Source organism: Mycobacterium ostraviense, from assembly GCF_002705925.1.
GTDB lineage: Bacteria > Actinomycetota > Actinomycetes > Mycobacteriales > Mycobacteriaceae > Mycobacterium > Mycobacterium ostraviense.
Window position 1 is genome coordinate 1305945 of record NZ_NKRE01000001.1, and the last position, 14380, is coordinate 1320324.

The window sequence follows — 14380 nt, forward strand, 5'->3', positions numbered from 1 at the left end:
GTGTTGACGATCCTCGCGGCGATGTCAACGCGGCCGGCACTCAGCTGACAGCGCGATTGCTGGGTACCGCGTCGTGGATCGGCTTTTCGGGGTCCATGGTGATACCCAGCGCCTCGGCGGTGCCGACGATGACGCCCATCATGATCGTGGTCAGATGCGCGACGAACTGCTCTCGCGGCATCCGTCGCGGGCTGTCGGGCTCGGGACCCAGCCACCATTCAGTGGCCGAGGCGGCGGCTCCGAACGCGCTGTGCGCGGCGAGTTCGAGCGCCGCGCGATTCAGATCCATCTCACGCAGTTCGTTGTTGAACAACTCGGCGAAGGTCAAAGTGATCTCCCGGCCTTCATTGAGCGTGCGCACTGTCGCCTCGGACTGCTTTGCGGAGCGGCCCTGAATGAAGACCCGGAGCACATTGGGGTGCTTGTCGACGAGGATGACGTACTCCTCGACGCTGCGCCGGATGACCTCGCGGGCCGAGTCGGTGGCGAGGTTGATCGACGGGAAGATCGCCGCCCACAACATGTCGCGCAGCCGCTCCCCAATCGCGACGAACAGGTCGGACTTATCGGTGAAATGCCGGTAGATCTTGGGCTTGGCGGTGCCGGCCTCCTCGGCGATTTCCCGCACACTCAGCTCAGGCCCCAGGCGGTCGATGGCACGGAATGCCGCTTCGACGATTTCGTTGCGCACCTTCTTGCGGTGTTCGCGCCAACGTTCACTGCGCGCGTCGACTTTGACCCCGGGCTTCACGCTGGGGTGGGGCCGGCTGATTCTCACCACGTCAAGCACCTTACCCCGTTGCGGCCGCTGACCTGGGCAGACTGCTCGCCGTGGCGACTTCAGGGCCGGCTTGCGCGCCTAGAGCATGCAGGACACGCACCCTTCCACTTCGGTTCCTTCCAGGGCCATCTGCCGCAGCCGGATGTAGTAGAGCGTCTTGACCCCCTTGCGCCAGGCGTAGATCTGCGCCTTGTTCACGTCACGGGTGGTAGCGGTGTCCATGAAGAACAGCGTCAGCGAAAGTCCTTGATCCACATGCTGAGTCGCCGCGGCATAGGTGTCGATGATCTTTTCGTAGCCGATCTCGTAGGCGTCCTGGTAGTACTCCAGGTTGTCGTTGGTCATATACGGCGCCGGGTAGTAGACCCGGCCGATCTTGCCTTCCTTGCGGATCTCGACCTTGGACACGATCGGGTGGATCGACGACGTCGAGTGGTTGATGTAGGAAATCGACCCGGTGGGTGGCACCGCCTGCAGGTTCTGGTTGTAGATGCCGTGCGCCTGCACCGATTCCTTGAGCCGCCGCCAGTCGTCCTGAGTAGGGATGTGAATGTCGGCGTCGGCGAATAGCCGGCGCACCTTCTCGGTTTTCGGCTCCCAAATCTGCTCGGTGTACTTGTCGAAGAACTCCCCCGACGCGTACTTGGACCGCTCGAAACCCTTGAAGTGCGTGCCTCTTTCGATCGCGATCCGATTCGACGCGCGCAGCGCGTGATACAGCACCGTGTAGAAGTAGATGTTGGTGAAGTCGATGCCCTCCTCGGACCCGTAGAAAATGCGCTCCCGCGCCAGGTAGCCGTGCAGGTTCATCTGACCCAACCCGATTGCGTGGGAGTCGTTGTTGCCCTGCTCAATTGAGGGTACCGACGTGATATGCGTCTGGTCGCTGACCGCGGTCAGCGCACGGATGGCCACCTCGATGGTCTGGGCGAAGTTCGGCGAGTCCATCGTCTTGGCGACGTTCAGCGACCCCAGGTTGCACGAAATATCTTTGCCCACTTTGGCATAGGACAAGTCTTCGTTGAAGTACGACGGTGTGGACACCTGCAGGATCTCCGAGCACAGGTTCGAGTGGGTGATCTTGCCCTCGATGGGGTTGGCCCGGTTCACCGTGTCCTCGAACATGATGTAGGGGTAGCCGGACTCGAACTGCAACTCGGCCAACGTCTGGAAGAACTCCCGCGCCTTGATCTTGGTCTTACGGATCCGCGGGTTATCGACCATCTCGTAGTACTTCTCGGTGACCGAGATGTCGGCGAACGGCACCCCGTAGACCCGCTCGACGTCGTAGGGAGAGAACAGGTACATGTCGTCGTTGCGCTTGGCCAACTCGAAGGTGATGTCGGGAATCACCACGCCCAGGCTCAGCGTCTTGATGCGGATCTTCTCGTCGGCGTTTTCCCGCTTGGTGTCCAGGAAGCGGTAGATGTCGGGGTGATGCGCATGCAGGTACACCGCGCCGGCGCCCTGGCGCGCGCCCAGCTGGTTGGCATAAGAGAACGAATCCTCGAGCAGCTTCATGATCGGGATGACGCCCGAGCTCTGGTTCTCGATGTTCTTGATCGGCGCACCGTGCTCGCGAATGTTGGTCAGCAGCAACGCAACTCCACCGCCGCGCTTGGACAGCTGCAGTGCGGAGTTGATCGATCGCCCGATCGACTCCATGTTGTCCTCGATGCGAAGCAGGAAGCAATTGTGCACGACAGTGCCGCGAATCGTGTACGTGTGCGTTTTTTCGACGTGGAGATTGTAGACCTTCGTTGGGGCTTCCTGCGTGCGCCGCAACTCACGGATCCCGTACACGTGCCGCCCATGCACAACCTGATAGGTCGTGCGCGACGACCCTTTCTGGCCGATATAGTTGTGCAGGTTCTTGCCGACGTCGAAGATGAACTCTTCGTTGGCGCCGGGCAGCCCGGGCACGAACACCTGTCCCGTCACGTTGCCTGCCCGGTTAACGTACTGGCGGATCCTGGAGACAATCCCGATTCGGCGCAAAAGAAGCTGCACCTGATCAATCAGTTCCGGGCCCAGGTCAAACTCCGGGCCAAGGTCGAGCACCATGCCGCCGCTGGTACTGCAGCCGTCGCCGCGAAACAGTCCGGCAAGCAATCCACGCTGAAACTCGTCATCCGCCGTTAAGACGTCGTGGGACAACCGCTTCGACCGATATCCCGTGCCCACCAGGGAGAGGAACAACGACGCAACGACCTTGCTGTTGCAAATCATGCGAACCGACTGGTCCGAAACACTCTGGTGTATGGCGAGGTCCGCGGCAAACACTCGCTTGAATGCCGCCGCCAACTCCTGCTGGTAGTCGAGTTCGTGTGTGCCGACCGTGAAGTGGATGCCATTGGGCGTTCGGTCCGCGGGTCCCGATCGCTTGGAGATATGACCTTCGGCGAGGTACCAGCCAAGGACGAGGCCAAGATCGTACGACTCTTCGACGTAGCGATTCACCGATACGAAGCTCATATGGTGGCGCTGCTTGTTGCGGTGCTTCCGATCAGAGTTGACCTTACGTATGAGCCCATCGACCTCTTCGTATTCGCCCGCGCCGGCGTGTTCCATCAGGTCGTAGACCCGTCGCGTCCGCCCCTCCACCGGCGCTGCCGTCACGATGAAGTCCGAAGGACGAATGTCTTTGGCAGCCAACCACACGAAGCCGTTGAAGGGGTCCGCGCCGTCACCGTCGATAAGTGTCTGCACATCGCGCGTGGTCCACACCAGGATCGGATGCTCGGGGGTGCACAGGATCGGTTCCCGGTGTCCGAAGTGCGAGATCGAAATGAGTGCTTGGTCATTGGGGTTCTCGACGACGGCTTCGACGGCGGCGAAGGACCCGTCGTGCGAGAGCACCCGGTCGCCCACCTGTAGAGTTTCGATTGCCTTAGGGCCGTCGGGGGTATCCACCGGGGTTCCGGCCGGGAAGCAGCTCACCGGCTCGCCGCGCTGTTTCTTGCCCGAGTTCAAAAACGTCGGGGTGGCCGGCTGGAACCGGCCTTCGATGATCTCGTCGACCAGCTGCTCGGCCAGCGTGGTGTCACCGCCCGCCAACGTGAGCGAAACCATGACCACCCGGTCCTCGAAGCGCTCCAGATACCGCTTCCCGTCGAAAGTCTTCAGGGTGTAGGAGGTGTAGTACTTGAAGGCGCCCAAAAACGTCGGGAACCGGAACTTCTTGGCGTAGGCACGGTCCAGCAGCGACTTAACGAAGTTACGCGAGTACTGGTCGAGAACCTCACGCTCGTAATAGTTCTCGCGGATCAGGTAGTCGAGCTTCTCGTCCTGGTTGTGGAAGAAGACGGTGTTCTGGTTGACGTGCTGCAGGAAGTACTGGCGCGCCGCGAGCACGTCCTTGTCGAACTGGATCTTGCCGTCCGCGTCGTACAGGTTCAGCATCGCGTTCAGCGCGTGATAATCCAGTTCCGCCTGGCCCCCCGAAAGGTGGTGCGAGTGCGCGCCGGAGGTTACAGGCTCTGCAGTGACGGTTGGTGACACGTCTGCTCCTTCCAAAATTCAGCCAGCCCCGCACGGACGGCGGCCACGTCGTCCTCGGTGCCCATCAATTCGAAGCGGTAAAGGTAGGGAACGTCGCATTTGCGCGCGACGACGTCACCGGCATAGCCGAACTCCGGACCGAAGTTGGTGTTGCCGGCCGCGATGACCCCGCGCAGCAGTGCTCGATTGTGCTCGTTGTTCAAAAAGGCGATGACCTGTTTGGGGACATAGCCGCCGGCATTCAGTTTGGGTGTGACCCGGCCGCCGCCGTAGGTGGGCAGTATCAGTACGTAGGGCTCGTCGACCTCGATGCTGCCGTGCAGCGGTATCCGCGTGGCGGGCAGACCCAGCTTCTGTACGAAGCGGTGGGTGTTCTCCGACACGCTGGAGAAATAGACCAGGTTGCACGGCCTGATATCCATGGCACCGCTGTCTCCTTACCTAGCGCCTGCCCGCGTTATGCGCTCAGCGCAGCCAGGGCGAGCGCCTTGATGCGGTCCGGCCGGAAGCCGGACCAGTGGTCGTCCCCGGCCACCACGACCGGTGCCTGCAGATAGCCCAACGCCATCACGTAGTCCCGCGCCTCAGAATCCAGACTGATGTCGACCTTCTCGTAGGCGATGCCGCTCTTGTCCAGCGCCTTGTAGGTGGCGCTGCACTGCACGCATGCGGGCTTGGTGTAGACGGTGATGGTCATGGGCGTACCGCTCCTTTGCGGGAATCGGGGAACAGGAACTGGCAACGACTCAGGTGGTGCATCTTCGCTATGTTCAGCGGCCCGGCATGCTCCCAGATTCCCGTCGTGGGCCACCATGCTGATCGGACATGGCGATGCCGATTCCGGGAAGTTCAGCGGGCCCCGTGAACCTGGTGGGAGCCGGTGAACCTGGGATCTGCCGGTGCCCGAAACACTACACCTAGGGGGTCGGGACGAGAAGAGATACAAGATGTTCTGAATGACATTCTTGAAATTCGCAGGTCGTGGGCGTGTGTTCGAGCCGGTGTCGGCGTGTCGCAGATCACACAACCCGGCCGTGGTATCCATGTCGCCCGGTATATCACCGACCACCGACAGGCTCGTGGGTCGTCGTCCGGCAAGGCGGACCCAGCAAAGGCGCAGTTCTCGCCCGGCCAGCGCCGTCGGGGTTGGCGGGGCGGCGTGCCGGCCCGCCCGCAGTAGCCGGGTCAGCCCACTTCGGCGGCCAGCTTGCCGACGATGTCTCGTAGATTGGCCGACATCTCGGAGCTGTCCGCGGGGGCCTTGCCCGCCAGGGACTGGAACGGCACCGACAGCTTGATCGCGTCGATCACCCGCGCGCCGGCGATGGCGAACGACTTGCGGGTCTCGTCGTGGGCCCATACCCCGCCGTATCGGCCCACGGACCCGCCGATGACGGCCAGCGGCTTGGCTTTCAATGCGCCGTCGCCGAACGGGCGTGACAGCCAGTCGATCGCGTTCTTGATGACAGCGGGGATGGTGCCGTTGTATTCGGGGGTGACCACCAGAGCCGCATCCGCTTGCGCCGCGGCTTGTCGCAACGCGATCACCGCCGCGGGAACGCCATCGGGGGTATCGATGTCCTCGTTGTAGAACGGCAACTCCGCCAGCCCCTCGAACACCGTCACGCTGACGCCGTCGGGCGCAACGGCGGCCGCAAGCTCGGCGATCCGGCGGTTGACCGAACCCGTGCGCAGGCTTCCCACCAGCGCCAAGACTCGGATGCCGGAGATGCCGGAGATATCGGACATATTGCTTCCCTTCGCGTTGGTCTCATCTTTGCACGGCTCAACCGGACTGTGGTCCGTTTTATTCCGTTCGCGTTACTGTGCAGGGATGAGTGACGAGTTGCCGGCGTCGACTCGGCCAGAGCGCGGCGACGCGGCGCGCAATCGCGCCCTGCTGCTGGACGCGGCGCGCCGCCTGGTCGCCAACCGTGGCGCCGATGCGATCACCATGGACGACGTCGCCGCCGCGGCCGGCGTCGGCAAGGGCACGCTGTTCCGCCGGTTCGGCAGCCGGGCCGGTCTGATGACGGTATTGCTCGACGAAGACGAGCGGGCCAGTCAGCAGGCATTCCTGTTCGGCCCGCCGCCGCTGGGCCCGGATGCGCCGCCGCTGGAACGCCTGATCGCGTTCGGCCGGGAGCGGATCTGCTTCGTCCATGCCCACCGCGAGCTGCTGTCGCAGGCCAACCGGGACCCGAAGACCCGTTACAGTGCGGCGGCGTCGGTGCACCGCACGCATGTGCGGGTGCTGTTGCGGTCGGCTCACACGACCGGCGACCTCGATGTCCAGACCGATGCCCTGCTGGCCCTGCTCGACGTCGACTACGTCGAGCACCAGCTCAACGACCACGGTCACAGCCTGCAAACGTTGGGCGACGCGTGGGAAGGCCTGGCGCGCAAGCTCTGCGGGCGGTGACCGATCCCGATGCCGCGATGGATACTGCACGTCGACCTCGACCAGTTTCAGGCGTCGGTAGAGCGGCGCCGCCATCCCGAACTGGCCGGGCTGCCGGTCATCATCGGCGGCAACGGCGATCCCACCGAACCCCGCAAGGTAGTCACCTGCGCTTCCTATGAGGCTCGCGAGTTCGGCGTGCGGGCCGGAATGCCGTTACGTGCGGCCGCCCGCCGCTGCCCCGGCGCCGTATTTCTGGCGTTGGATCCGCCCGCCTATGATTCGGCCTCCGACCAGGTGATGGCGTTGTTGCGCGCCCTGGGTCATCCGGTTGAGGTGTGGGGCTGGGACGAGGCGTATGTGGGTGTGGCCGCCGGGGATCCCATCGACGTCGCCGAACAGATCCGCGCTGTGGTCTTCTCCGAGACCCAACTGTCCTGCTCGATCGGCATCAGTGACAACAAGCAACGCGCCAAAGTCGCCACCGGCTTCGCGAAACCGGCCGGCATCTTTGCGCTCACCGACACCAACTGGATGGCACTGATGGCCGAACGTTCGGTCGACGCGCTCTGGGGCGTGGGTCCGAAGACGGCGAAAAAGCTTGCGGCCCTTGATATCACCACGGTCAGAGAACTCGCCGACGCCGACGCCGAGGAGCTGACGTCGGCGTTCGGCCCGAGAACGGGGCTGTGGCTGCTGCTGCTCGCCAAGGGAGGCGGCGACACCGAAGTCACCGCTACCCCCTGGGTTCCGCGCTCCCGCAGCCACGTCGTCACCTTTCCGGAAGACCTCACCGAGCGAACCGAAATGGAGTCAGCGGTAAGGGAATTGGCCCGCAAGGCACTCGACGAGGTGGTGGCCTCGGGGCGGCTCGTCACCCGGGTGGCCGTTGTCGTACGCACCGCGACGTTCTACACCCGCACCAAAGTCCGCAAGCTCGATGCGCCCAGCACCGACGCCGACGTCGTCATCGCCGCCGCCCTGCGGATCCTGAACTTGTTCGAGCTGGACCGCCCGGTACGGCTACTCGGCGTGCGCCTCGAACTCCAGATGCCCGCCTAACCTCGCCCGGCCGCGGCGCCGACATAAGCGACCGCGAACTGGGCATTTCACGATTCGCGAAGGCTTGCCGAAGCATGGCCGGGCACAGTCGGTCCTGACAACAATCTGCTCACGAGTGGACAACCTCGCCCGACGGGTCCTCATGGTCCACGGTTCACCGTGCGGTGAGCGTCACGGCCGGTCGGGATGCGGTTGGGACTTGGGCTGGGCAACCCGACGGCGCCCGTTCTGACGGGCGCACGAGGAAACACCGCTTGACGGAGGACGGCCGCATGAATTTCTTGGTACTGCCACCGGAGATCAATTCCGCGCAGATCTTCGCCGGTGCCGGTGCGGGCCCGATGCTGCTGGCGGCGACAGCCTGGGACGGGCTGGCCGCGGAGTTGCGCATAGCGGCGGCCTCGTTCGGGTCGGTGGCGTCTGGTCTGGCGCATGGGTCGTGGCAGAGTGCGGCCGCGGCGGCGATGGCGGCCGCGGCGGCGCCCTATGTGGCGTGGCTGCAGTCGGCGGCGGCCCAAGCCGAGCAAGCGGCCGGACACGTGAAAATTGCGGTCGACGTCTACGAGGCGGTGCGCACCGAGATGGTGCATCAGGCGTTGGTCGCAGCCAACCGCTCTTCACTGCTGCGGCTGGTGTGGTCGAACCTCTTCGGCCAGAATGCCCCGGCAATCGCCACAGCCGAGGCCCAGTACGAGCAGAGGTGGGCACAAGACGTCGCCGCGATGCTTGGCTACCATTCCACGGCTTCCACGGTCGCCACCGCGTTGCGGCCTTTCGCCCGCCCGCTGCAGAGCCTGGCGGGCCAGGCTCTGGGCCTGGTAAACGTTGGCAACTCGATAGCTGCCGGCGCGAGCGCGGCCCCGGCGGCAGCCGTTGCCGCGCCTGCCGGGCTGCTGCCACCCTGGCGTGTCGAGCATCTTCAATATCGGCTTCGCCAACTTTGGCGGCCTGAATTTCGGAAACGCCAACCTCGGTGATCTCAACCAGGGCAACGGCAACGTCGGCAACCTCAACGTCGGCTCGGGCAACCTGGGCAGCTTCAACCTGGGCTCGGGCAATCTGGGCAGCTTCAACGTCGGCCTCGGCAATCTGGGCGGCAACAATTTCGGATTCGGCAACAACGGCAGCTTCAACATCGGCTTCGGCAACACCGGAATCGGAAACGGCGGGATCGGGAACTGGGGTCTCGGCAATTCCGGCTCGTTCAACAACGGCTTCGGTAATTCCGGTAGGGCGAACACCGATTTCTACAACGCCGGCATCGTCAACACCGGCATCGGCAACGTCGGTAATTACAACACCGGCAACTACAACGTCGGCAACTTCAACACGGGCGAGTTCAACCCGGGCGACACCAACACGGGGTCCTACAACACGGGCAACATCAACACCGGCTGGGCCAACACCGGCGATCTCAACACCGGCGCCTTCAACATTGGCGACATGAACAACGGCTTCTTCGCCAGGGGCGACGGCGCAGCAAATGCTGGGTTCTCCTACACCATGACGATTCCAGAAATTCCGATAAATCTACCGTTGAGTGTTCCGTTGCATATTCCTGTCGAGGGTCGCATCACCGAAATCGTATTAACACCGTTCAAGATTCCCGCAATTCCGATAGACTTTCCCGCTCTGAGCGGCACTGTCGGTCCGATACAAATGCCTCCCACCAGAGTAACGGGCCCGTTCATCTCGATTACCGTGGGAAGCCCAGAAACGAGACTAGGCGTTTTTGTGGCCGGGGGTGTCGGCCGTATCAACATACCGATCATCAATATTCCGGCGGCACCGGGTTTCGGAAACTCGACCGACGCGCCCTCGTCAGGCTTTTTGAATAGCGGCCGAGGGGGTATCTCAGGGTTCGGCAACTTCGGACCCGACACCTCGGGCTTCTTCAATTTCACCCGCAACCTGGGCAGTTCAGGGTTGCTGAACGCCGGCCTGCTGCAATCGGGTATCCACAACTTCGGCAACTCCATCTCCGGCTTCGAGAACCAGCAATCTCGACCTCGAATTCCGGGCCTTGAATTCGGGATTGAGCCAATGTCGGCAGCCCGCCTTTCGGGCATCTTCCACAACAGCAGGGGCGCATCGACGTTCAACTTCGGCTACGCCAACGGAGGTGGTCTTAATTTCGGCAGTGCGAATCTTGGTAGCTTCAACCTGGGCAATAGAAACATCGGCGACTTCAACATCGGCGATGCAAATCATGGCATCGCAAACTTTGGCTTCGCCAACTTTGGGGACAACAACTTTGGATTCGGTAACCTGGGCGATTCCAACCTGGGTTTCGGCAATACCGGCGTCGGTAACATCGGCTTCGGCAACACCGGGGACTACAACATCGGGTTTGGCTGAAATCATCAACAGCGTGGGCCCCATCTCAGTCCCGATCCTCCACATTCCCGCGGCACCTGGGGTCGGCAACTCCACCGTTAATCCCTCATCGGGCTTCTTCAACAGCGGCCCGGGCGGCGGCTCGGGATTCTTCAACGCGGGTCAATTTGTTTCCGGGTTCTCCAACGAAGGTGGGCGCTTTCTCTCCGGACTGGAAAACTTCGGCCAACTGGCCTCGGGCGTGGGAAACATCGGCAGTATCGTCAGCGGCTGGTACAACAGCAGCACCGCAGGGTTGACCGGCGCGTTCCTCTCCGGCGTCGGCAATGTCGGCAGCAGACTCGCCGGCTTCTTGCTCAGCGGCACCGGCCAGTAACCAGGTCAGCGCGGCGCCGGGCGGGGCCGCAGCGCGCGGGTGAAGATGGCGTTGACCTGGCGCATCACCACGCTGTAGGGCCACCACGCCAGCCGCTTGAACGCGTACAGCGCGCGGATATCCGGTGACGTGTAGATCAGGTACCGGTTCTTCGCCACCCCGGCCAGGATCTTTTCGGCAGCCCTTTCCGGCGAGATGGCGTGGCCGCTGAAGCGGTCGATCCAACGCTTGACCTGTGGGTTGTCGCGGTCCACGCCGGCGATCTCGACCGTGTTGACCAGCGGTGTCCGCACCGCGCCCGGCACCACGACCGACACCCCGATGCGATGCCGTGCGAGATCGAAGCGCAGCACCTCCGAAAGCCCGCGTAGGCCGTACTTGCTCGCGCTGTAAGCCGCATGCCAGGGCAACGCGACCAGCCCGGCCGCCGAGGACACGTTGACCAGATGCCCGCCCCGGCCGGCCGCGACCATCGCCGGAACAAATGTCTCGATCACGTGGATGGGGCCCATCAGGTTGATCGCGACCATCCTGCTCCACTGGTCGTGGGTCAGCCGGTCGACAGTCCCCCACGCCGAGACGCCGGCGATGTTGAGCACAACGTCCATGCTGGGGTGGCCGGCATGGACGTCCGCCGCGAACGCGGCCACCTGGGCGTAGTCGGAGATATCGAGAACCCGATGCTCGGGCACCTGCGCGCCGAGCGCACCCGCATCGGACACGGTCTGCGTCAAGCCGTCGGTGTCGCGGTCAGTCAGATAGAGTTCGGCACCTTGCGCCGCGAGCCGCAATGCGGTGGCACGGCCGATGCCGCTGGCCGCACCGGTGACCAGGCACCGTTTCCCTGCGTAATACCGCGGTTGCGCCATGGCGGTGACGATACCGGCGGCTCAGGCCTTGGGGGCACCGCCCCAAAGCGCGTTGAGCCACATCTGTTCGAGCACCCGCACCCGGCGGTCGGGGTCGCTGTCGCGCCTGACCAGCAGCGGGTCGCCGGTCAGCACGAGCGCGGTGGTGCCCGCCAGGGTACGAATCAATGTCGGTAGGTCGTCACTGATCGGGTTGGCGGTGCCGGCTCGCATTTCGGCCTCGACGACGCCGACGATCTCGCGCAGCACCACCTCGAACTGTTGCTCGAGGATCTCGCGGATCTCGATGTCGGTGTGGCGGGCAGCATTACAGGCCATCATCACCGGGTCGTTGTGCGCATACACAATGGCGGCGCTGCCGACCATGCGTTCGGCGAATTGCTGCGGCGACTCGCCCGGTTGACGGGGGGCGAAATACTGCGTGAGTTCTTCGAGTTCTTCGGCTGCCTCCGCCAGTATCTGGGCCAGCACCGCGTATTTGGAGTCGAAGTAGAAGTAGAAGCCGGAGCGGGCTACCCCGGCCCGGTTGCTGATAGTGCTGACCGACAATTCCGCGAACGGCCGCTCCTGCAGTAGTTCTCGCACCGCCTGCAGGATCGCTTGCCGATGTTTGTCGCCACGCCGCCGCAATGCCGGCACAGCTTGCTGGTCGGGGGCGTGCTCACTCACATCCTGACCTTGCACCAACCCGCGCGAAAAGAAAACTTGACAGTCGTCAAGTTCGTTCGAAGGATGGATTTATGTAGTGATGGCCGCCACAACCGGTAAGGAGCGTCATGGCCACCAGCAGGGCGACGATCAGCACCCCGGCATATCTCCTTGACCAGGCCCAGCGCCGGCTGACCCCGTCGTTCAACAACTTTCCCGGCATGGGGCTGGTGGAGCGTTGGCTGCTGAACACGCAATTTCCGGAGAAGAAGCTGGCCGACCCGCCGCCGGGCAGCGGGCTCAAGCCGGTCGTGGGTGACGCTGGGCTGCCGATCATCGGACACATGATCGAGATGCTGCGCGGCGGACCGGACTATCTGATGTTCCTCTACAACACCAAGGGGCCCGTCATCTACGGTGACTCGCCGGTCTTGCCGTTCGTCGCGGCTTTGGGCCCGGACGCCGCTCAGGTCATCTATTCCAACCGCAACAAGGACTACTCGCAGCGGGGCTGGGTCCCGGTGATCGGGCCGTTCTTCCGGCGCGGGCTGATGCTGCTCGACTTCGAGGAGCACATGTTTCACCGGCGGATCATGCAGGAGGCGTTCGTCCGGTCCCGGTTGGTCGGTTACGTCGAGCAGATGGACCAGGTGGTATCGAAGGTGATCGCCGAGGACTGGGTGATCAACGATGCGCGCTTCCTTCTCTATCCGGCGATGAAAGAACTCACCCTCAATATCGCCTCGATGGTGTTCATGGGCCACGAACCCGGCACCGACCATGAGCTGGTCACCAAGGTGAACAAGGCGTTCACGACGACGACCCGCGCCGGCAACGCCGTCATCCGCGCCAGCGTGCCGCCGTTCACCTGGTGGCGGGGGCTCAAGGCCCGGGAACTGCTCGAGCACTATTTCGCGGAGCGGGTCAAGGAACGCCGTGGAAATGAAGGCAATGACCTGCTGACGGTGTTGTGTCAGACCGAGGACGAGGACGGCAACCGGTTCTCCGACGAGGACATCGTCAACCACATGATCTTCTTGATGATGGCCGCCCACGACACCTCGACGTCGACGGCCACCACGATGGCCTACCACTTGGCGGCTCACCCGGAGTGGCAGCAGCGCTGCCGCGATGAATCGGACCGCCTCGGCGACGGGCCGCTGGACATCGAATCGCTGGAGAAGCTGGAATCTCTCGACCTGGTGATGAACGAGTCGATCCGGTTGGTGACGCCGGTCCAGTGGGCGATGCGGCAGACCGTTCGCGATGCCGAATTGCTGGGCTACTACCTGCCCAAGGGCACCAACGTCATCGCGTTTCCCGGCTTGAATCACCGCCTGCCTGAATTTTGGACCGAGCCAATGACATTCGACCCGGAGAGATTCACCGAGCCCCGCAACGAGCACAAACGACACCGCTACGCGTTCACGCCCTTCGGCGGCGGCGCACACAAGTGCCTTGGGATGGTGTTCGGCCAATTGGAGATCAAGACGATCTTGCACCGATTGCTGCGCCGCTACCGGCTGGAGCTGCCGCGGCCGGATTACCACGCGAGTTGGGACTACGGCGGCATGCCGGTCCCCAAGGACGGCATGCCCATAGTCCTGCGCCCGCTGTGATCGCCTGAGGCCGGCGAGCAGACACACAATCGCACGCGGCGAGCCGCTGGTGTGCGATTGTGTGTCTGGTCGCGGTCATGGGGCGAGCAGCCTGTCGACGCGGCCACGCCGACGCAGCCGGGTGGCCGTGAGCGACCGGTGATCGGGCGCTGCGCGGTCGCGTCGAAGCCCTTCTACGCCAACAATGCCGGGCTGAGTCGCGGCCTTGCCGGACGCTTTCCGCATCAAGCGCACCCGACTGCGGCCAAGGGTGCGCCTCCGCCAGCGGATTCCATTGCTCAACCTCCTAAAAACACCACGCTGTTGGGTGCTTTGGCGATAGCATCTGATGCGGCGGAATCGCCAACTACGGGTGCGGTCCAGCAAACGAAAGGCACGGTCGATGAGGGCAAAAGAGACCAGCAGGACGGTGCAGGCGGTCAAGACGGTGGTCGTAGTACTGGCCGCGGCATTCGCGGTGCTGGCGGCCGGGTGCGCCGCTGAGCGCGAGCCTGTCAACCCCATTTCGAGCGTGGTGCCACAGTAGGGTTGGCCCGCGCCGGGGTTTCGATCACGCCGCCACGCGTACCGGCAATTACAGATTCGACCAGCCGAGAATCCGGATCTCGGCGACAGTTTGCGACATACGCCGGTGGGGCACTTCGCGTTCGATAACTGACGAGCAGCTGAAGCGCACGCGGACCAGTCGCATCATGCTCGGCGCGGATAGTCGAAGGCAAGGCGCCGGATACTTTCCCCGGCCCATATCCCTCAAGATCGCTCCGGGCGAGTTTGATTTTTGCGGCA

At 63.5% G+C, this 14380-nt stretch carries 11 protein-coding genes and 5 pseudogenes; 7 read left to right on the plus strand and 9 right to left on the minus strand.

What is annotated here, in order from left to right:
- Window positions 1–40 precede the first annotated feature (40 nt).
- The 7 genes and pseudogenes from CDN38_RS05730 to CDN38_RS05750 all read right to left on the minus strand — a co-directional run bounded on the left by CDN38_RS05730 (window position 41) and on the right by CDN38_RS05750 (window position 6031).
- A complete protein-coding gene (locus tag CDN38_RS05730) occupies window positions 41–781 on the minus strand; it encodes a TetR/AcrR family transcriptional regulator (protein WP_063469156.1) in 741 nt (246 codons plus the stop codon).
- Between the two features lie 78 nt (window positions 782–859).
- A pseudogene (gene nrdE, locus CDN38_RS32130) lies at window positions 860–2476 on the minus strand (class 1b ribonucleoside-diphosphate reductase subunit alpha); the annotation flags it as partial.
- A gap of 24 nt (window positions 2477–2500) precedes the next feature.
- Window positions 2501–3721: pseudogene (locus tag CDN38_RS32135) on the minus strand (LAGLIDADG family homing endonuclease); the annotation flags it as partial.
- Window positions 3710–4282: pseudogene (locus CDN38_RS32140) on the minus strand (ribonucleotide reductase N-terminal alpha domain-containing protein); the annotation flags it as partial. The pseudogenes CDN38_RS32140 and CDN38_RS32135, both read right to left, overlap by 12 nt.
- Complete coding sequence (gene nrdI / locus CDN38_RS05740; RefSeq protein ID WP_063469153.1) at window positions 4252–4704, minus strand: class Ib ribonucleoside-diphosphate reductase assembly flavoprotein NrdI; 453 nt, start codon at window positions 4702–4704, stop codon at window positions 4252–4254. The pseudogene CDN38_RS32140 and the gene nrdI, both read right to left, overlap by 31 nt.
- Before the next feature lie 35 nt (window positions 4705–4739).
- The gene (locus CDN38_RS05745; protein ID WP_075509428.1) at window positions 4740–4979 is read right to left on the minus strand and encodes a redoxin NrdH; all 240 of its coding nucleotides are present in this window, start codon (window positions 4977–4979) and stop codon (window positions 4740–4742) included.
- Window positions 4980–5467: 488 nt separating this feature from the next.
- The gene (locus tag CDN38_RS05750; RefSeq protein WP_075509427.1) at window positions 5468–6031 is read right to left on the minus strand and encodes an NAD(P)H-dependent oxidoreductase; all 564 of its coding nucleotides are present in this window, start codon (window positions 6029–6031) and stop codon (window positions 5468–5470) included.
- Window positions 6032–6116: 85 nt separating this feature from the next.
- Here CDN38_RS05750 and CDN38_RS05755 point away from each other — a divergent pair, with 85 nt between their 5' ends.
- The 5 genes and pseudogenes from CDN38_RS05755 (at window position 6117) to CDN38_RS05775 (ending at window position 10458) form a co-directional block, all read left to right on the plus strand.
- Complete coding sequence (locus tag CDN38_RS05755; protein ID WP_075509426.1) at window positions 6117–6704, plus strand: TetR/AcrR family transcriptional regulator; 588 nt, start codon at window positions 6117–6119, stop codon at window positions 6702–6704.
- A 9-nt stretch (window positions 6705–6713) separates the two neighbouring features.
- Window positions 6714–7745, plus strand: a complete 1032-nt coding sequence (locus CDN38_RS05760) for a DNA polymerase IV (protein ID WP_075509425.1) — start codon at window positions 6714–6716, stop codon at window positions 7743–7745.
- 272 nt (window positions 7746–8017) lie between these two features.
- Window positions 8018–9218, plus strand: a pseudogene (locus CDN38_RS32855) (PPE family protein); the annotation flags it as partial.
- Between the two features lie 633 nt (window positions 9219–9851).
- Window positions 9852–10103 (plus strand): annotated as a pseudogene (locus tag CDN38_RS32860) (pentapeptide repeat-containing protein); the annotation flags it as partial.
- A complete protein-coding gene (locus CDN38_RS05775) occupies window positions 10096–10458 on the plus strand; it encodes a hypothetical protein (RefSeq protein ID WP_075509422.1) in 363 nt (120 codons plus the stop codon). The pseudogene CDN38_RS32860 and the gene CDN38_RS05775, both read left to right, overlap by 8 nt.
- A gap of 5 nt (window positions 10459–10463) precedes the next feature.
- Here CDN38_RS05775 and CDN38_RS05780 read toward each other — a convergent pair whose 3' ends face one another.
- Both CDN38_RS05780 and CDN38_RS05785 read right to left on the minus strand, forming a co-directional pair.
- Entirely contained in the window at window positions 10464–11327 is an 864-nt protein-coding gene (locus CDN38_RS05780) for an SDR family oxidoreductase (protein WP_075509421.1), read from the minus strand.
- 21 nt (window positions 11328–11348) lie between these two features.
- Window positions 11349–11996: a TetR/AcrR family transcriptional regulator gene (locus tag CDN38_RS05785; protein ID WP_075509420.1), complete on the minus strand. Its 648-nt coding sequence runs from the start codon at window positions 11994–11996 to the stop codon at window positions 11349–11351.
- Between the two features lie 107 nt (window positions 11997–12103).
- Here CDN38_RS05785 and CDN38_RS05790 point away from each other — a divergent pair, with 107 nt between their 5' ends.
- Window positions 12104–13594, plus strand: a complete 1491-nt coding sequence (locus CDN38_RS05790) for a cytochrome P450 (RefSeq protein ID WP_075509419.1) — start codon at window positions 12104–12106, stop codon at window positions 13592–13594.
- Between the two features lie 382 nt (window positions 13595–13976).
- Window positions 13977–14120, plus strand: a complete 144-nt coding sequence (locus CDN38_RS29285; protein ID WP_180276291.1) for a hypothetical protein — start codon at window positions 13977–13979, stop codon at window positions 14118–14120.
- The last annotated feature ends 260 nt before the right edge of the window (window positions 14121–14380 follow it).